The sequence below is a fragment of the Natronorubrum aibiense genome, assembly GCF_009392895.1.
GTDB classification, from domain to species: domain Archaea; phylum Halobacteriota; class Halobacteria; order Halobacteriales; family Natrialbaceae; genus Natronorubrum; species Natronorubrum aibiense.
The window spans coordinates 911,809-928,545 of record NZ_CP045488.1; the positions used below are offsets into that span (position 1 = coordinate 911,809).

Genomic DNA, 16,737 nt, shown 5'->3' on the forward strand with positions numbered 1-16,737 from the left:
TAGCCGTGCAATGTGGTTGCGTGTGACCTCAGAAGACGTCGTTTGCCTCGAGTCGGCCGTCGCGGACGACCCCTCTGGCAGTTAGTTCCTCGCCGAGCCCGACGTCGGCGTCAGTTTCGACGCTCATCGTCGTCTCACCGTCGTCGAGCACGACTGGATCACCGGCCTGCACGACGACGCCGGTGAACTCGAGTTCCTCACCGTCCGTCGGTTCGCCCGTGTCGCCAGTGTCGTCGCTCGTCGCTGTCGAGTCGTCGACCGCAGCGCTGGCACTGCCCATCTCACCGTCGCCGTCAGCGCCCGCGAACGCTGACAGGCCGGCGTTCTGGTCGCTCGAGTCACTCGAGTCACTCTCGTCGGTCGTCGCCGACTCGGATTCGAGGACTGTGACCGTCGACTGCCAGCCTGCCGAGGCCTCGAGATCGTCCTGCCAGCCGTCCTGAATCTCGACGTCGCCGAGTGCGACTTCGTCACCTGGACCGATATCGAGGTCGGCTTTGCCGCCCCAGAGTGCAACGCGGATGTCGCCAGTCGCATCTTGGACGCGAATGTTCCGAACCTGTCCCTCCGAGCCGTCGTCGCGGTCGAAGGTTCGTTTCGGGTCGGCCGAGCGAACGACGCCCGCGATGTCGACCGTCTGGCCGATCTCGAGGTCCTCGATCGGCGTACTCTCGGGGACGTACTCGACATCCGCATCGACTTCCTCGACGGCACCGCGGTTGCCGACGTGGAGTTCGAGACTGCCGTCGCGTTCTTTGACGTAGCCGTCGACGACCTCGACGGTCGCGCCGGGATCGAACTCGGTCGCGAGGTCGGCCTGCTCGTCCCACAGCGTCACGCGCACGCGCCCGGTCGAATCCCCGAGCGTCAGGTTCGACACTTTCCCTTCGGAGCCGTCGTCGCGGTCGAAGGTGCGAACGCTGTCGGTATCGAGGACGAGCCCGACGAAATTGACGTTCGAAAGGCCGAGCGAGAGCGCCTCGACGGTGTGGGTGTCGCTGACCTGCACGTCGATCTCCGTGTCCGGATCGGGTTCGACCTTGTCGACGCTGACTTCGACACCGGAAAAGCCCTCCTTGGGCCGGCCTTTGATCCGCAGTACCTGTCCTTCCTCGAGTTCGGAGATTGCGGCTTCGGCGTGTTCGTCCCAGAACGCCGCCCGCACGGAGCCGGTCTCGTCTGCGACGTCGACGTTGACGACGCGGCCGTCTTCGTCCTCGCCGTCGCGTTCGAACGTCCGCACCTCACCAATGCTGGTGACTTTGGCGACGAACTTCGCCTCCTCCATCCCGGGTTCGATGTCGGCGATGCCGCCAACCTCACTCTCACCGATCTCGTGAGCGATGAGCATCGCCGCCGTCTCCTCGTCTGCGAGTCCACCCATCTGCTCGACTTTCTCCTCGACGGCCTCGCGAAACTCCTCGAGAGAGACGTCGGCCTCGAGGTCTTCATATACGCCCTCGATGTCGCTCATTCTATGCTCGTGCATGGGTAGCCCGCGCATAAGCATTGTCCATTCGGCGTGTTTGCCCCCATCGACCGATCTGAAATGATCGGTGCACACTGCCCACTCGAGGTCGCTCTTGCCCGGTCGGCCAGACAGCGATCGCGTCCGAACGCATACCCCTGCTGGCTCCGCCTCAGTATATAAACCCACGTGTCGGATGACCAACGTCAACCCGATGTCGTGACAGTCTGAGACACGCATGATCGGGCGATATCGGCCGAATACGGCGACTTCCTTTCGAAAGGCCTTTAATGTCCACGCGGTTACGATGAGATGAGTCCTGGTAGGGTAGTGGACTATCCTCTTGGCTTGCGGAGCCAGGGACCGGAGTTCAAATCTCCGTCAGGACGTTTTCACCGACGCAACACCGACGAGCGGGGCGAGTCGCTCGCGTCGGTGTAAACTCATATTCGGATATTTGAGCAGACCAGTGGCAGCCCGCGCAACCGAGCGAAGCGAGGTGAGCAGGACCCTCTGGGCGTGTTCAAATCTCCGTCAGGACGCTCACTCCTTTCGAGTGCTTCACGTTGTTCAGCACTCGCTTCGTCGTTCGGTCCTGACGTGCCCAACGCTCACTTCGTTCGCGTTGGACTCCGTCAGGACGTTGTGGAATCTGTGCGTCTTTTTGAGCCCATATATCTACGGCACCCGACGAAACGTACCGGAATGTGCCGGCAGGGGTGGTACCTGCCTGGGGTCCCGAGATTCTCGAGACACGGTGTGATCGGAGGGATGCATGACTGACGATCACAGCGACGGACATCGACAGGAGCACGGACTCGAGCCCATCAGCCGCCGTCGAGTGCTCCGGACGACGGCCGCCACGACGGTCGGCGCTGGAGGCCTCGCTGGAGCAACTGGCTCAGCATCGGCGTCTGGATTTACGGGCTGTGACGACTGGGAAGAGCCACTGGCGGAGTATCCGGAGATCGATCTCACAAGCGGCAATCCGACGGCGCTGAATTTCGACGCCCTCGAGGACGAGGACGAGGTCGTCATCTTCGTCCACGGCTGGTACGGCCTCGAGACCAGCACCGATCAGGCGTACACGCTCCAGCAAGCCTTCGAGGCCAACGACTACGACGTGTCGGTGGTCGCCGCGTCGTGGGAGGCGGACACGCCCAACTACTGGCGCGCCGAGGACACCGCCGAGACGGCCGGTGATCGCCTCGCGTCGTGGTTCGAGTCCGGTCGCATCGACCTCGAGGAAACCACCGTCCGGCTGGTGGGCCACTCACTCGGCGGCCGGGTCTGTCTCGAGACGCTCACGGCGCTCGACGAGAACGTCGTCGAAACCGTCGCACTGGTCGGGACCGCTGCCGACGACGATTCGGTCTGTACGGACGAGACGTACGCGGACGGAATCGACACCGGCGCCCGAGCGGTCTACAACTACCACTCCGAGAACGACGATAGCGTCTGTTACGGCTACGGCGTCGTCTCACTCTCGAACGCCCTCGGCTGTGGCGGTTCGGACTGCACCGGTGGGTGGTTCACCGACGACAGCGGCTCGACGCCGGACACCTACACCGACGTGGACGTCTCCGACGAGGTCGACGATCACTGTGACTACACCAAGCCCGACAGCGGCTGTGTCCCACAGCTCGTCGATGATTTCGAGTGAGGGGCGCTCGAATCGTCGCCGACCAGCGGCGTTGTCACTCGAGTACGAAACGTAGGTGAGAGGAGTAAGCCCCCTTCTGTTCGTCCCGGCATTCGGCTGAGCGTCCGTGCCGTCCGCGGCGAGGCCGCGGGGCGTTCGGGCTACCACGACATGGACTTGCACCGGTGAGGGTTCGCCGTTCCATCGATCCTCGGCCGTCTGCGTGTGGTCGATCGCGCCAGTGTCGCCGGCGGGTGCCGGCTGCGACTCGTGGGTTCGCTTGAGGGAGCGAACCGCGTCCGCGATCCACGGGTTCGAACCGTGAGCAGTCGATCACACACCCTCTGCGGGTTAGCTCCCCTTCCTCTCGGTCGGGTTCGCACGCATCATCGGTCGGGCCGAGACGTGTCGTTTCTGTTCCAGAGCCAGCGGTCTCCCGCTCCGGACTTGCGCCCGGTCACCTGCCCAAACAGGTGGGGGGACTTTCCTCGCGCGCGTTGCGTGACTCGACGGTCGCACAACGGTATGTGCGTGGGTCGTCCCGGAGGGACGGGCCCACGTTGGACAGCCGCGTCGTCGCCGACGCGGCCGCCGCGGCAGCCAGGCTCTCTCTCCCAGTCATCGTAGGACCGTCGGCCGAATAAGTCCCCCGGTCGCCGTGGCAACGACGACCAGACGGAATGGAAGCGTTTTAGGACGCCACCCACCATGTACGGTTGTATGTCCCAGCGACAGGGCGTCAACCTTTCCTACGAGGACGGTGCGCGCGCCGTCGAACTCGCGCGTGAATCCGTCGAATCCTACGTACAACACGGCCAACGAGAACAACCGGGCAGCATGCGCGAGGCGTTCTACGAGCGAACCGGCGCGTTCGTCCGCCTCGAGTCGACACGTGGACGGGGCAGCCTGCGCGGCTGTGCCGGCGGCTATCAGTCGGCCGACCAGCTCGGTCACGTCATCGTCGACGCAGCGATCGAAGCCGCAAGCGGGGACTCGTGTGGCTCGGAAGTGACTCCCTCGGAACTCCCGAACCTCACCGTCTCGGTCTGTACGGTCAAAAGCGTCGTCCTGACCGACGACCCGCTTGCTGACCTCGAGCTCGGTACCCACGGCGTCGCGATCGACGGCGGCGAGGGTGGCTGGCTGTATCCGACGGTGCCCGTCGAGAACGGCTGGAGCGCCCGCGAGTACCTCGATCGGACGTGTCGAAAAGCCAAGCTCGCACCGGGTGCGTGGCAGGACGACGACGTCATCGTCACGCTGTTCGAGGGACAGGTGTTCCGCGAGCGCGAAGCCGACGGCAGCATCGAGCAATTATAATCGCTCGCGTCGAGACGGAGCGCGCAGACTATAGACCGGGCGTTCCACAGCGTATTCTGAAGGCGATCGTGTCGAGAGCCGCTGCTCGAGTCAGCGATCAGTCGGATGCCGGAAGCCGACCGTTTCGGCGTCATCGAGACACCGCTCGGTCGCTTCCTCGAGGTCGAACTCCCGGACGATCTCGCCGTCTCGAATCAGTGGCTCGAGCAGGGCTTCGCCGTTTTCCGGTCCATCGTCGTCGGCGAGCGCGACGTGGTGGCCACCGTCTGCGGTTCGGTACACTTCTTTCACGCCGGAGAGCTTGCCCCGCTTTGAGATTGGATCGCCTTCAATGTCGACGATATCGAGGCTGAAATCGATCGAGTCGGCGCCCGTGATGTGGCTGCCGACGCCGAAGCCGTCGGCAATGTCTCGCAGGTCGCAGATCGCGTTGGGGCCGAGGCCGCCGCTGCAGAAGATATCGACGTCCTCGTGGCCGCGCGCGTCGAGTTCCCAGCGGACTTCACGGATGATGTGTCGGAAGTCGCCGCGACGGGAGCCCGTCGTGTCGATCCGAACGCCGTCGAGATCGTCGCCGAGCGTCTCGGCGGCCAGTAGACTCTCGCTTTTCTCGTCCCAGAAGGTATCCGCGAGAGCGATCCGCGGGACGTCCTCGCCGACGGCCTCGTCGAACGCCTGCCACGCGTCGGCCTGATTGCCCTCGCCGAAACAGAACATGAGCGCGTGGGGCATCGTGCCACCCGCCTCGCGGTCAAGAATCTCGCCCGCAGCGACGTGGGAGAAGCCGTCAAGGCCGGCGAGCAACGCGGCCCGTTCGACCGTCGCGGCGATCGACGGGTGGACGTGACGCGCACCGAACGAGAGGACGGTCGAATCAGGGGCCGCCAGCCGCGCCTCGAGGGCGGCCGTCGCAAAGCCACTGGGCTGGGAGAGGAATCCGAGGAGTGACGTCTCGAGTTCGGCGAACTCGAGGTACGAGCCCTCGATTCGCATCACCGGGCCGCCGTCGAACAGTTGGCCGTCGGGTAAGGCGTCGATATCGACATCGCGGCCCTCGAACAGCGTGGCGACGTCTTTGATACCGGTGAAGACCTCGAACGAACCGGTGGGGAACTGATCAGCGGTCACCTCGGCGACGACGTGGGGGTTTTTGCCCGCGTGCTCGAGGGTGCTCCGAGTGCGCTCGAAGTACGCATCCGTCGCGGAGCCCTCGAGGATCGCCGCCGCCGGGACGGTTCCGAACGGGTTTGACATGCCGACGACTTCCCGTGGGAGGCAAATAAGCTACCCGTCTGCCGGCGCTGCCGGCGCTGCCGGCGATCGAGTCTCGACTCTGGGCCCTACGCGGCCGCCGCCGATGACGTCGTCACTGATGGGCTGGCGGCTGGTGACGGTTCGGCGGCGACGGGGTCGATCGAGCTGGCTGTCGTCCCGTGGATTTCCTCGAGATCAGTCGCCAACGGCGCGCCGACGATTTCGACCGTCTCGCCGTCGACGGTGACTCGGTAGGCCCCGCCAAAGGGCTCGCTGTCGGGGATGCGATACGCGTCGTCGACCGCAGCCGCCGGCGCTCCACCGCGATTCTCGAGCAGGCGTCGGTAGGCGTCAGCGAACGCTTCGGCATCGTCGGTGCGTTCCCACTCGAGTCGCCAGACGTGGCCGGTCTGGCTTTCATCGACCGTGTGCTGATAGGCCTGAAACGCGTCCCCGGCCCAGCCGTCGGTTGCGGGATAGGAGTAGTTGTACGGCGAGAGGTCGGTGCCGCCGTCGCCTAACGGCCGGTCGACGACGCCGTTTGCCCACAGCGTCGCGAACAGGGTCGCCTCGCCGACCGTCTCCGTATGGGGCTCGCCATCACGGCTGTAGGGCACCCAGTCGTCGCTCGAGCGGTCCGGAATCGTGACGTCGACCGGACCATCGTCTGGGTAGCGTTCGGGATGGATCAGTTGACTGGTACTCGCCGGCTTCGTCTCGTGGGCGCGGTCGACGGCCGCCCACCCGCCGCGATCGTGAACATCCGCGACGAACGGCGGTCCCGCCGCGTACGGCGCGTAAATCGAGAGGAAGAGGCCGACGTTGAACGACTCACGGGGTGCCGGCGCGTCGGCAGTCGACGGACGCTCGTGCTCGACCAGACACTGCCACGCCTCGCCACAGCGTTGCTCGTACAGGTGTGGCACGTAGGTCGCCTCGCCCTCGAGCAGTCCGAGTTCGGCTCGTCGCTCGTCGATTGTCTCGCCGCGGCGCTCGAGGCCGAAGTGCTGGTCTTGCAGCGCATGCACCAGTTCGTGGACCAGCGTCTCGCGGTCGAGACGAATGCTGTCCGGATCGTCGGTCACGATCACGATCCGGTCGTTCGTGTAGTAGCCCTGGACGGCGCTTCCGTAGAGGTCGTTGCGTGCCCGATTGACGTCCGTCTCGCCGTCGACGATGAACGCACCGCGCCAGAGTTCGTTCGTAAACGACGAGGCCGAGTCGGGGACACCGCGCTGGCTGCGATACTCGTCTCTGGAGATCACCTCGAGTCGCACGTCGTGTTCGAACTTCAGCCCGCGGACGACCTCTATTCTGGCCATCGAGCGGTATTTGATGGCCTCGAGTTGCGCTTCGGTGAGTTCCGGACTGTCGTCGAACTCGAACGCATCGTCGTGGGTGTAGTCGCCGACGACACCGAGTTCGCGGTCGGTGTCGAACTGATCCGGAGACTGGGGGAGCGTACAGCCAGAGAGCACGAGCAGCGTCGCGACCGCGACCAGTGCGAGTCGACCCCGTTGCATTGACACCCCGTTTCGACGGACGGGCCATATACTGATCGCTGCCCGTGGACGGTCTCAAGCGGCGCCGCGTCGCCGACCGTCCGCGCAGTCGGTGGCAGGCGATTCAGAGCCGTCGGCGCGAGTCGTCGATCGGCGGCACGAGAGCCAGACACGGACGGTCTCCCCTCGCGTTTTCACACCGATCGCGACCGAGAGGCCGAGTATCGATCCGGGTACGGCGAATCCGGGAATCGAATCAGTGTCATCGTCCGTGCTGCCGTCGTCGTCATCGCTCGTGTCCACCGGCACGCGCTCGAGCGTGTCGTCGCCCTCGGGTGCGGCGCTGGCGTCGATGTTGTCGAGTTCGTCGACCGACGGTGCACGGACGATCGTCACCGTCTCGCCGTCGCGGTCGATGGCGTACGCGCCGGGAAACTCGTCGTCGATTACGTACGTGTCCTGTCGGTCCGGGACGGGTTCGGCGTCGTAGATTTCGAGCAACTCGAGATAGCCCGTGACGAACTGCTGGGCGTCCTCGCTCGAGCGCCACTCGGTTTGCCAGACGTAGCCGGTGTCGGCCGCCGTGGGGTCGTCGACAGTCGTGTCGACGTAGACGGCCAGTTCGTCGCCGGCCCAGCCGTCGGTGTACGGCTGATCGTAGTCGTATCCCGAAATTCCGTCCGCGAGCATCGCCTCCGAATCGATCACCGACGGCTGGTCTCGGTCGTGGATGTCAGCACCGAGCATCGACACCATCGCGGCTTCGCCGACCGTCTGTCTTGCCGGTTCGCCGTCGATCTTGAGAGGGGCCCACGAATCGCTCGAGCGGTCCTCGACTGTCACCGAGACCGGCTCGTGCTCCTCGTCAGGATGGATCACCGTCGACGAACTCGTCGGCGGGTCGTCGTAGGCCGCGTTCACCGCGGACCACCCGCCGGCCTCGCGCAGCGAGTCGACGTACGCCGGGCCGTCGTTGTAGGGCTGGTAGAGCGTCATGTAGAGCCCCCAGTTGAGCTGCGAGAACTGTTCGGAGTTCGGCTCCGACTCGTCGGGCTGGGCACACGCCCACTCGTCACCACAGCGAGTTTCGTACTCAGCCTCGACCCAGGCGGCATCGCCCTCGACGAGACCGTTCGTGGCGGTGTCCTGGTCGATCGTCGCGCGTTCGTACTGCGAGAGATCGAACCGCTGGTCCTGAAGTGCGTGGACCAGTTCGTGTCCGAGGATGGGCTCGTCCAGTTCCGGTGTCTCCGTGGTGTCCGAGACGACGATGATCCGGTCAGTCTCCGGATCGTAGTAGCCGCCGACGGCGCCGCCGTACATCGCCTCGAACTCGTCGCCAGCGTCGGTGTCGCGGTCGACCATGAACAGCGCCTCGTAGGTGACGTTCTGCGTGAGTCGTCCGTCCTCGGTCGTCTCGAGGAAGACGTCTTTGTGCTCGGTCTGGTACTCCTCGCGGGAGATGACCTCGACTTCGACGTCGTCCTCGAACGTCATTCCACGGATCTGCTCGACGCGTGCCATCGAGCGGTAGACGACCGGCTCGAGTTCGTCGTCGTCGACGGTGGCACTCGAACGGTCGTCGACGGGGAGTTCGTCGTCGTACCAGTAGCCGTTGACGTAGCCGACGGTGTCTTCGGTGGTTGGGTCGTCTGCCCGGTCGGGCGAGTCGTCCAACAGCGCCGGCGTCATCCCGCCGGCTACGGCCAGCGTCACAACGAGCGTCGATACCGCAACGAAGGCGACGAGCAGTCGCGTCCGCGTCAGTGTGGCCGTCATTCGAAAGGGTAAACGCCCGTAAGCAGGCGACGGTGAAAAGACCGCTGATCGGGGTGATGGCGTCTCCCAGCGCCGAACGCGTCGCGTCGAGAGGACTGCGGCTCTGGTCGCCACGAACGTTTTGAGCACCGCGAACGTAGCGTGTCGTACGCATGCACCTCGAGCCAGCACGCACGGCCGTCGTCGTCGTCGACATGCAAAACGGGTTCTGCCACCCGGACGGCTCGCTGTACGCACCGGGCAGCGAGGCGGTCATCGAGCCGATCGCTGCCCTCGTCTCCCGCGCTCACGAGGCCGGTGCGAAAGTGATCTACACCCGGGACGTCCACCCGCCGGAGCAGTTCGACGACGCACACTACTACGACGAGTTCGAACAGTGGGGTGAACACGTCCTCGAGGGGTCGTGGGAGGCCGAGATCGTCGACGAACTCCCGGCTGACGAGGCCGACCTGATCGTCGAAAAACACACCTACGACGCCTTCTACAACACCGAACTCGAGGGGTGGCTCAACGCCCGCGGGATCGACGACCTCGTAATCTGTGGCACGCTCGCGAACGTCTGTGTCCTCCACACAGGTGGCAGCGCAGGGATTCGTGACTTCCGGCCACTCATGGTCGAAGACTGCATCGGTGCGATCGAAGACGACCACCACGAATACGCCTTAGACCACGCCGAGTGGTTGTTCGGCGAAGTCGTCACGAGCGACGACCTCGAGTTCGACGGCGCGTGACCGACGCGAAGTGAGAGCGTTTTCAACGGTTCCCTCCCAACGAGGGGGTATGAACACCCATCGATCCGCGCGGCGACCGGCCCTCGAGCGACCGGCTCCCTCGACGGACGAGCCGTCGACGACGTCCCCGACGAAGCCACTGAAACCGGCGTTCACCAGTCCTGTACGCGGGTGGTCGACATGAGTTCCCGTCGACTGCGCACGATGTACCTCCTCGGGATCGGACTGAACGCGGTCGCACTGGTGTATGCGGCCATGGACGGCTCACCGCTGTTTGCGGGGACGTTCGGCCTCGTCATGGTCTATCTGGCCGTGCGCTATTGGATGGTCACGACCGACTAAAAACGCGTCTCACTGCAGGCGGAGTCGTATCCCGTCGGAACTCGAAACCGAACCAATGATCGAGTCGGTTCCGACTCCCGTCGAGGCGGCGATCTACCTCTATTTCGGCGTCATCGCCGCGGTCGGCTGTTATCTCCACGGCCGGCTCTGGCTCAGCCATCGGGGTCAGCGCGTGGTGACGTCTGATCGAACGGCGGCGACCAGCGACGAGCGTCCCTGACTGTGGACGTTACTCCGATCGGAAGATACGGAACGCACCCTGCCCAGTCGCGACTTCGCGCGTCTCGCCGTCGGGCGTGGTGCTTTCGACCATGATCTCACTGACGCCGACGCTGCCGCCGACGCGGATCACGTTCGCCGTCGCAACGAGATCGCCGACTGCAGGGCGGAGATAGTTGACGTTCAGGTTGATCGTCGCGATTCGTGCATCGAAGGGGTTGTCCATGGCGGTCCGAAGTGCGAGTCCACCGGCCGTATCGATCAACGTCGCGGCGATCCCGCCGTGAAGATCTGCCCGCCCGTCACCCGACGGGGACGGGCGCTTGTTGCTCAGTTTCTCGTCGTACGGCACCGACAGCGTCATCGTCCCCTCACCGATGTGCTCGACGGTCGTCCCGATCCACGAGAGGAACTCCTGATTCTCCTCGATAAAGTACTGGAGGAGGCTCTCGAGATCGGCGAACTCCTCGGGAGTGGGCTGCGTGTCGTCGGTCATGCCCTGTGGTCTGCTATCGACGCTCTTTACCGCTACGTTTCTCGGCTGTCACGTTGTCGATCGTTGTGTGGCTCTCGGACGTCGTTGCTGTAACCGTTGAGCAGCACTGAACGCTTCCCAAGCTCAAATTGCCGTTTCAGTCTCGAGAAGAGATTTATCGACCTCTTGTGAAGGGAGCGAACAGATGCCGACAGATCGACGGACCCTGATCGCGTGTTCCAGTGCCTTCCTTGCGGGACTGGCCGGCTGTGCGGGCATAACTGACCCAGCGGACGACCCGAACGCGACCGACGGCCCGAATTCGAACGGCGAGACGCCGAGCCCCTTCGACGGCGACGTCCCCTCCTTCCCGACGCTCGAGTTCGTGACTGATCCCGACCTCGAGGCCGCCCTGCTGGCCGACCAGATCCGCGGCAACGTCGCCTTCTCGCTCGATCTCCTCGCACACCTCCGCGCGGACGAACCGGACGAGAACCTGTTTTTCTCGCCGTACAGCGTCTCGGTCGCGCTGGCGATGACCTACGCCGGTGCTCGAGGCGAGACGGCCGTAGAGATGGCCGACGCGCTGCGCTACGTGCTCGAGGGCGAGGACCTTCACGCCGCCTTCGGCGCGCTCGAGACCGAATTCGAGCAGCGAAACGAAGACGGCGCGACAGTCGAGCAACCGGCGTGGGAAACCGACGAGTCCGACGGCGACGACGAAGACGCCCTCGGCTTCGAACTCTCGAGTGCGAACGCCGTCTGGACCGACGACGGGCTCTCACTCGAGGCGGGGTTCCGCGAGGTGCTCGAGGCCTACTACGGCGCTGGCGAGCGGCTGGTCGACTTCACGGGCAGTCCCGAGGAAGAACGTCAGGAGATCAACACGTGGGTCGAATCGCAGACGAACGATCGGATCGAGGAGTTGCTCCCGAAGGAATCGATCGACGCCTCGACCCGACTCGTCCTCACGAACGCGGTCTACTTTCTCGCCGCCTGGGAGCACGACTTCGATCCCGCGGACACCGAACCCGACACGTTCACGAGCCTCGACGGCAGCGAGACCGAGGTCGACCTGATGCACCAGACCACCGAGTTGCGCTATGCCGAGGTCGATGGCCACCAACTCGTCGAACTCCCGTACGCCAATGGCGACACGAGCATGATCGTCATCCTCCCCGCCGAGGGCGAGTTCGAGACGTTCGAGGAGGCGTTTACGGTGGATCGGTTAGCGACCATGCTCAAGGAGACGTCCCAGACACAGGTCGACCTCACGCTTCCGACGTTCGGGATCGAGTCAAAGTTCAGCCTCGTCGATGTCATGCAGGAGCTGGGCATGGAACGAGCGTTCGGCGCTGGGGCGGACTTCAGCGGCATGGTCGGGGACGACGTGGGACTGTTCGTCGACGACATCGTCCACCAGAGCTTCGTCTCAGTCGACGAGGAAGGAACCGAAGCGGCAGCAGCGACGGCAGTTGAAATGGTCGAATCTGCCCCGTCGGAGCACGTAAAAATGACTGGCGATCGGCCGTTCCTCTTTTACATTCGCGATCGACCGACCGAGACGCCGCTGTTCGTCGGTCGGGTCGTCGACGGCGCGACGCTTCAGGACGACTGACGAGCGGCGGTGATCGGCACGCCTCAGCGGCCGTCGCTCGAGCGAACCCGAACCCGCATGTGCTCGCCCACCTCGAGCGTTCGATCCGGACAGATCAGTTTCGCGCCGAAGTCGGCATCTCGAGCGCAGAACAGCGACAGACCGGTGATCGCTTCGCCGTTTGCCGTGACGATCACGTCGTCCCACGTGATAGTGCGCCCGTCAGCGACGCCGAGTCGGTCGCCGTTGAGCGAGACGGGACCGGCGAACGAGCGCCCGCGGCCGTGGATGCCACCGCCGTCGTAGTGGGGCAATCCGCCGTCGAGGACGCCGCCGCCGTCGGCACGGACGCCGACGAACGCTTCGCCCGGCGCGGGGTGTGTCGGCGCATCGAGCACGGCGTAGGTCTCGCCGGTCGCGACGACCGTTCCGGTGCCGTCCCACGCGAGCGGATGAATGTCGACGCCCACCTCGAGCGGGAGCGATCCCGCCGCCCGGTGGAGGTTCTGGTCGGGTCGGCGGACGCCGACGTGGAGGTGGTTGTCGACCCACGGGGCAAAAAAGCCGGCCCGGACGAGGTTGCCGAGCGACTCGCCCCGCTCGACGTGCTGGCCCGCCTCGACGGACGGGTTGACGTGGAGAACCCGAACGACCAGTCCCTCGAGAGCTGCTGGGCCGTCACACTCGAGCAGGATGAGATAATCGTGCTCGGGGGCGTAGGGTTTCGACGGCGCGCGAACGGCTCTGGTCTCGATGACGATTCCGGAGACGGGGCTGGGCGCGGTGGTCGTCCGGCCATCCCGGAGCGTGCCGGGATAGAGGTCGATTGCACACCCCTCATCGTGAGCGGGATACGGCGAGTTGTACAGCGAGAAGCGTTCGTACTGCGCGAGCGTCGCCTCGGGAAGCGTCACGGCCATCGTGTGTCTGGTTCGTCTGCGCAGCGGGAGCGTTTAGGTCCATCGGGTACAATCGAAGACTGATGCGTGTGATCCGCGGCCGTGGGACGACGATCGAAGCCGACCGTGAGGTGAGCCGTGGGCTTCTTTCGGACGCTGCCGACGGCGAGCCGGCGGTCCGCGTCTGGACACCCCACCGCCAGATCGCGTTCGGCCGCCGGGATCGACGACTCGAGGGCTACGACGCTGCCTCCGACCTCGCCCGCGAGCGTGGCTTCCCGCCCGTCGAACGCGACGTCGGCGGGCGGGCGGTGGCCTACGACGGCGAGACGACGCTCGCGTTCGTCCGCGCCGAACCGGCTGCGGACTTCCGTCGCGGGACGACCGCCCGGTACGAGCGAGCGACCGAGGCCATCGAACGGGCGCTGCGTTCGCTCGAGGGCGAACTCGAGATCGGCGCCGGTGAACCGGACGACTCCTTCTGTCCGGGCACCCACTCGCTGTCGGTCGTCGATGCGACCGGCCGACGACGGAAGATCGTGGGGCTCGCTCAGCGGGTCACACAGGACGCCGCCGTCGTCGCCGGCATCGCGCTCGTCGACCACCGTGACACGCTCGCGGCCGTCCTCGATGGCGTCTACGACGCGCTCGAGGTGTCGTTCGATCCCGAGTCAGTCGGCACCGTCGCGGCCGGCGGCGGCCCCACCGATCCCGCCGTCGTTCGCTCGACGCTCGAGGACGCGCTCGTCGGCGACGAGTCAACGGCCGTAACAGTCGAGACCGTCGGCGAAGACGGCGAGTAGCGAGGAGGTAACGTTTTTCCGCTCGGCGTCTTCGAACTCGAGTATGCACGCTCGAGTGCGGCCGCCCGCGGAGGGTGGTCGATGACCGACGGTCGGCCCGACGGGGCAGGGACACGCTGGACCGAACTCCTCGAGGACGCGAGTGCCATCGCCGAGGAGTATCGAGAGAACGGCTGGGACGCGATCGTGCTGGAGCCGGCTGCGATCTCGCCGGTCGAACGTGCGGACCGAACCGGACTCGATGTACTCGTCTCGAGCGAGGCGTACGACCTCGTCGAAGCGCTCGTCGAGGACGGCGACGTCACCGTCACCGCTGCCGACGTCTACTATCGGCCACCGGAACGCGACGAGCACGAACGGATCGCCCTCGTCATCGAGCGCGACGACGCGAGCGAAACGGCGATTTTTGTCCCGCTGACCTACGATCTCGAGGACTCGCGTGCCGTCTTCGAGACAGCGCTCGCCGAGGAGGAACTGCTGGTTCACGTCAGCGCAGCGACGACCGATGACGGCCCCGAAAACTGGATCAGCTTCTCACACGGCGATCCATCGCTGTTTCTCGAGGAAGCCGACGTTCGAGACTGGGGCGATCGGTAGTGTGTCGGTGGTCGTGAGCGGCCAATCGACGCTGGGTCACTCACGAAGCCGACTCAGCAGATCGCTGAGGGCCGTGGGCTGTTGCGATGGGCCACCGCAACCTCTGGACTCGAACGTCCCGTCGAGCGCCATCGAGTGATCGTCGTAGTAGGCATAGAGGTTCTTCGGGGCCTCGTATCGGCCGCCGTAGTGGCCGACAGGGCCGGTCGTGTCGATAATGTTGTCCTCGAGGTCGGTCGTGAACCGGAAGTCCGTACGTTCGTAGATGGGGTCGCCGTCGAGCCAGTATCGCACGATGCCGTCGTCGTTGGCCTCGTCGTCGGTCTTCGTGTTCACACAGATGTAGTACTCGAACTCGTACCACACTCCCGGTTCGATTTCAGGCGTAGCAAGCGTGTGCGGTTCGCCGTCGATGATGTAGTCGTGGTCGCCGACGCCTGCACCGTTGTCAACGTGGTAGGTGTTTGAGAGGAGGTGGAACGGCCCTTCCGGATCGGTATCTCGACTGGTCACGTACAGCCGATTGCTCCAGCCGTTGGTCCCGTCGGGGACGCCACCGCCGGCGCTCCCGTCGCCCAGCGCGATCGCACAGTTCCAGAGCCGACAGTTCGACGGCTGTCGTCCCTCCATAGACCAGTTGGAGTTGAGCGCAAAGGAGACGCGTCCGTTGAGCTCTAACAGCCCATCGTCGAACTGGTAGTGCGTGCTCGCACCCCAGTGATCGTCTTCACGAATCCGCAGCTGGAGAGCCGTCGCTCCGGAGTTAGTCGGACTCGAGACGAATGTGAGGTTGTCGGGATCACCGTTCGAGAGCCAGTAGATGTCCGTCCAGCTCTCGTAGTCGTCGTAATCGAGGTGAATCACCTCATCCGGTCGGTTACACGCCGCGCTCGCACTGTCGACTGCCGTGCCTGTAACGCCGAGCAGACTGCCGGCACCCAGAAGCCCGCCCAGACGAAGCGTTCGTCGTCTGGTGACGCTGGCGGACGCCGTCGGTTCGCTCACGTCAGTTCGGTCGCAATCGTCTGATCCGTGCCCATCACGGGAGTTGGTGGTCGTATCCATCCGAACTGGAGTAGCGACGCACCAGTAATAGTATTCAAGTCGCTACCTGAAAATAACGGCACTATCATCGACCGCTACGGACAGTTGTCGGTACTGGGATAGTGTGCGTCGCGTGACTGTCATCTCGGCTAATAACTGTGAGCGTGGATCGCCGTACTGAACTCGAGTTGGCCACCTGAAACGGCTGTCTACCGCAGCAGGAAGACCGTTTGGTTGTGCACAACGTACTGACTGTCCCGCAAACAGTTACTCCTCGTCTTGCGCTCGCAGTTCCTCGCTTGCCTCACGGACTTCTCGCATCACACTCGAGATCCGTTCTTCGGCCTCGAGTTCCTCCTCGACCGAGAGGTCGACGCCTTCGACCTCGAGGAGGAACTTGGCGACTTCGGTCGACTCGTACATCACGTCGTCGAGCTCCTCGGCCGTGAAGAAATCACACATCGCACCGTAGAGGAAGGTCGCCCCCGCTTTACGGACTTTCTCCTCGAAGGAGGCCCGAGCCTGGTTGACAGCCTGTGGCGTGTAGGTGTCGGTCATGAAGGGCACGAGTTCGGGCAGATTTTCACCGATTTTGGTCATTTCGACGCCGGTTTCAGTCCGGAAATCCGAACAGAGCCGGGCGATCGCCCACTCGCGGGCGGTGATGTACGTTCGATCACGGAGGAACTCGTTGACCCGATCGTACTGTGCACCGTCCATCTTTTTGAACCGGGCGTACTTCTGGACGTCCTCGGGCGGTTCGTCCGCCGCCGGCTCGGGGTCCGGAACGCCCGGCATCGTGTCGTCTGTGTCGTCACTGTCGTCAGTTCCTGCAGTCTCGGTACTCGTCTCCGCCTCGGCGTCGGCTGTGGCATCTGAGTCGGCATCGAATCGGGCAGTGTCCAGTCCGTCCTCGTCCATGCGCACGTGTTGGACCGTCGAACGTAAGGCTGTGAAGGTTTTCGACCGACTGGTCGGCCGTCGATCGTGGGAATTCGAGGAAAAATCAACTGTAAACTGTTTGTGTGTGTCCGTGAGTTCTACCGGATTTAAGTCCGTTAGGGA

16 protein-coding genes, 1 tRNA gene and 1 other RNA gene are annotated in these 16,737 nt (G+C 64.5%); 9 read left to right on the forward strand and 9 right to left on the reverse strand.

The window, feature by feature from the left end; all coding sequences use genetic code 11:
• Positions 1-28: 28 nt before the first annotated feature.
• On the reverse strand, positions 29-1,474 hold the full coding sequence (locus tag GCU68_RS04520) for a single-stranded DNA binding protein (protein ID WP_152939368.1): 1,446 nt from the start codon (positions 1,472-1,474) through the stop codon (positions 29-31).
• Positions 1,475-1,784: 310 nt separating this feature from the next.
• On the opposite strand from GCU68_RS04520, the gene GCU68_RS04525 reads away from it, so the two are divergent.
• Positions 1,785-1,857, forward strand: a tRNA-Arg gene (locus tag GCU68_RS04525).
• Positions 1,858-2,243: 386 nt separating this feature from the next.
• Complete coding sequence (locus GCU68_RS04530) at positions 2,244-3,131, forward strand: alpha/beta fold hydrolase (protein WP_152939370.1); 888 nt, start codon at positions 2,244-2,246, stop codon at positions 3,129-3,131.
• Between the two features lie 55 nt (positions 3,132-3,186).
• On the opposite strand, the gene rnpB is transcribed toward GCU68_RS04530, so the two are convergent.
• Positions 3,187-3,629, reverse strand: an RNA gene (rnpB, locus tag GCU68_RS04535) — RNase P RNA component.
• 201 nt (positions 3,630-3,830) lie between these two features.
• On the opposite strand from rnpB, the gene GCU68_RS04540 reads away from it, so the two are divergent.
• A complete protein-coding gene (locus tag GCU68_RS04540; protein WP_152939372.1) occupies positions 3,831-4,430 on the forward strand; it encodes a TIGR00296 family protein in 600 nt (199 codons plus the stop codon).
• Between the two features lie 90 nt (positions 4,431-4,520).
• Here GCU68_RS04540 and GCU68_RS04545 read toward each other — a convergent pair whose 3' ends face one another.
• The 3 genes from GCU68_RS04545 to GCU68_RS04555 form a co-directional block, all read right to left on the reverse strand.
• Positions 4,521-5,684, reverse strand: a complete 1,164-nt coding sequence (locus tag GCU68_RS04545; protein ID WP_152939374.1) for a nicotinate phosphoribosyltransferase — start codon at positions 5,682-5,684, stop codon at positions 4,521-4,523.
• Between the two features lie 86 nt (positions 5,685-5,770).
• The gene (locus GCU68_RS04550; protein ID WP_152939376.1) at positions 5,771-7,207 is read right to left on the reverse strand and encodes an Hvo_1808 family surface protein; all 1,437 of its coding nucleotides are present in this window, start codon (positions 7,205-7,207) and stop codon (positions 5,771-5,773) included.
• A 54-nt stretch (positions 7,208-7,261) separates the two neighbouring features.
• Positions 7,262-8,965 carry an Hvo_1808 family surface protein gene (locus GCU68_RS04555; protein WP_152939377.1) on the reverse strand — a complete coding sequence of 568 codons (1,704 nt, stop codon included), beginning with the start codon at positions 8,963-8,965 and terminating at the stop codon, positions 7,262-7,264.
• Between the two features lie 152 nt (positions 8,966-9,117).
• Between GCU68_RS04555 and GCU68_RS04560 the strand changes: the two genes are divergently transcribed.
• From GCU68_RS04560 to GCU68_RS21220, 3 genes are all read left to right on the forward strand, one after another.
• On the forward strand, positions 9,118-9,696 hold the full coding sequence (locus GCU68_RS04560; protein ID WP_152939380.1) for a cysteine hydrolase family protein: 579 nt from the start codon (positions 9,118-9,120) through the stop codon (positions 9,694-9,696).
• 180 nt (positions 9,697-9,876) lie between these two features.
• On the forward strand, positions 9,877-10,038 hold the full coding sequence (locus tag GCU68_RS21215; RefSeq protein ID WP_168927067.1) for a hypothetical protein: 162 nt from the start codon (positions 9,877-9,879) through the stop codon (positions 10,036-10,038).
• A 55-nt stretch (positions 10,039-10,093) separates the two neighbouring features.
• Complete coding sequence (locus GCU68_RS21220) at positions 10,094-10,258, forward strand: hypothetical protein (RefSeq protein WP_168927068.1); 165 nt, start codon at positions 10,094-10,096, stop codon at positions 10,256-10,258.
• Between the two features lie 9 nt (positions 10,259-10,267).
• On the opposite strand, the gene GCU68_RS04565 is transcribed toward GCU68_RS21220, so the two are convergent.
• Positions 10,268-10,753, reverse strand: a complete 486-nt coding sequence (locus GCU68_RS04565) for a PaaI family thioesterase (RefSeq protein WP_152939382.1) — start codon at positions 10,751-10,753, stop codon at positions 10,268-10,270.
• 184 nt (positions 10,754-10,937) lie between these two features.
• Here GCU68_RS04565 and GCU68_RS04570 point away from each other — a divergent pair, with 184 nt between their 5' ends.
• Positions 10,938-12,350 (forward strand): serpin family protein, encoded by a 1,413-nt coding sequence (locus tag GCU68_RS04570; RefSeq protein ID WP_152939384.1) that lies wholly within the window; start codon positions 10,938-10,940, stop codon positions 12,348-12,350.
• Between the two features lie 23 nt (positions 12,351-12,373).
• Here GCU68_RS04570 and GCU68_RS04575 read toward each other — a convergent pair whose 3' ends face one another.
• Complete coding sequence (locus tag GCU68_RS04575; RefSeq protein ID WP_152939386.1) at positions 12,374-13,249, reverse strand: hypothetical protein; 876 nt, start codon at positions 13,247-13,249, stop codon at positions 12,374-12,376.
• Between the two features lie 62 nt (positions 13,250-13,311).
• Here GCU68_RS04575 and GCU68_RS04580 point away from each other — a divergent pair, with 62 nt between their 5' ends.
• Entirely contained in the window at positions 13,312-14,031 is a 720-nt protein-coding gene (locus GCU68_RS04580; RefSeq protein WP_152939388.1) for a lipoyl protein ligase domain-containing protein, read from the forward strand.
• An 81-nt stretch (positions 14,032-14,112) separates the two neighbouring features.
• Positions 14,113-14,628, forward strand: a complete 516-nt coding sequence (locus GCU68_RS04585) for a DUF7529 family protein (RefSeq protein WP_152939390.1) — start codon at positions 14,113-14,115, stop codon at positions 14,626-14,628.
• Between the two features lie 36 nt (positions 14,629-14,664).
• On the opposite strand, the gene GCU68_RS04590 is transcribed toward GCU68_RS04585, so the two are convergent.
• Together GCU68_RS04590 and GCU68_RS04595 are read right to left on the reverse strand one after the other, a co-directional pair.
• Positions 14,665-15,693, reverse strand: coding sequence for a hypothetical protein (locus tag GCU68_RS04590; protein WP_152939392.1), 1,029 nt, complete (start codon positions 15,691-15,693; stop codon positions 14,665-14,667).
• Between the two features lie 246 nt (positions 15,694-15,939).
• The gene (locus GCU68_RS04595) at positions 15,940-16,593 is read right to left on the reverse strand and encodes a DUF5806 family protein (protein ID WP_152939394.1); all 654 of its coding nucleotides are present in this window, start codon (positions 16,591-16,593) and stop codon (positions 15,940-15,942) included.
• Positions 16,594-16,737 lie beyond the last annotated feature (144 nt).

Bases quoted from the DNA above. Each gene is read 5' to 3' on its own strand.
- GCU68_RS04520 (WP_152939368.1), bottom strand. From the start codon at position 1,474: ATGAGCGACATCGAGGGCGTATATGAAGACCTCGAGGCCGACGTCTCT.
- GCU68_RS04530 (WP_152939370.1), top strand. From the start codon at position 2,244: ATGACTGACGATCACAGCGACGGACATCGACAGGAGCACGGACTCGAG.
- GCU68_RS04540 (WP_152939372.1), top strand. From the start codon at position 3,831: ATGTCCCAGCGACAGGGCGTCAACCTTTCCTACGAGGACGGTGCGCGC.
- GCU68_RS04545 (WP_152939374.1), bottom strand. From the start codon at position 5,684: ATGTCAAACCCGTTCGGAACCGTCCCGGCGGCGGCGATCCTCGAGGGC.
- GCU68_RS04550 (WP_152939376.1), bottom strand. From the start codon at position 7,207: ATGCAACGGGGTCGACTCGCACTGGTCGCGGTCGCGACGCTGCTCGTG.
- GCU68_RS04555 (WP_152939377.1), bottom strand. From the start codon at position 8,965: ATGACGGCCACACTGACGCGGACGCGACTGCTCGTCGCCTTCGTTGCG.
- GCU68_RS04560 (WP_152939380.1), top strand. From the start codon at position 9,118: ATGCACCTCGAGCCAGCACGCACGGCCGTCGTCGTCGTCGACATGCAA.
- GCU68_RS21215 (WP_168927067.1), top strand. From the start codon at position 9,877: ATGAGTTCCCGTCGACTGCGCACGATGTACCTCCTCGGGATCGGACTG.
- GCU68_RS21220 (WP_168927068.1), top strand. From the start codon at position 10,094: ATGATCGAGTCGGTTCCGACTCCCGTCGAGGCGGCGATCTACCTCTAT.
- GCU68_RS04565 (WP_152939382.1), bottom strand. From the start codon at position 10,753: ATGACCGACGACACGCAGCCCACTCCCGAGGAGTTCGCCGATCTCGAG.
- GCU68_RS04570 (WP_152939384.1), top strand. From the start codon at position 10,938: ATGCCGACAGATCGACGGACCCTGATCGCGTGTTCCAGTGCCTTCCTT.
- GCU68_RS04575 (WP_152939386.1), bottom strand. From the start codon at position 13,249: ATGGCCGTGACGCTTCCCGAGGCGACGCTCGCGCAGTACGAACGCTTC.
- GCU68_RS04580 (WP_152939388.1), top strand. From the start codon at position 13,312: ATGCGTGTGATCCGCGGCCGTGGGACGACGATCGAAGCCGACCGTGAG.
- GCU68_RS04585 (WP_152939390.1), top strand. From the start codon at position 14,113: ATGACCGACGGTCGGCCCGACGGGGCAGGGACACGCTGGACCGAACTC.
- GCU68_RS04590 (WP_152939392.1), bottom strand. From the start codon at position 15,693: ATGGATACGACCACCAACTCCCGTGATGGGCACGGATCAGACGATTGC.
- GCU68_RS04595 (WP_152939394.1), bottom strand. From the start codon at position 16,593: ATGGACGAGGACGGACTGGACACTGCCCGATTCGATGCCGACTCAGAT.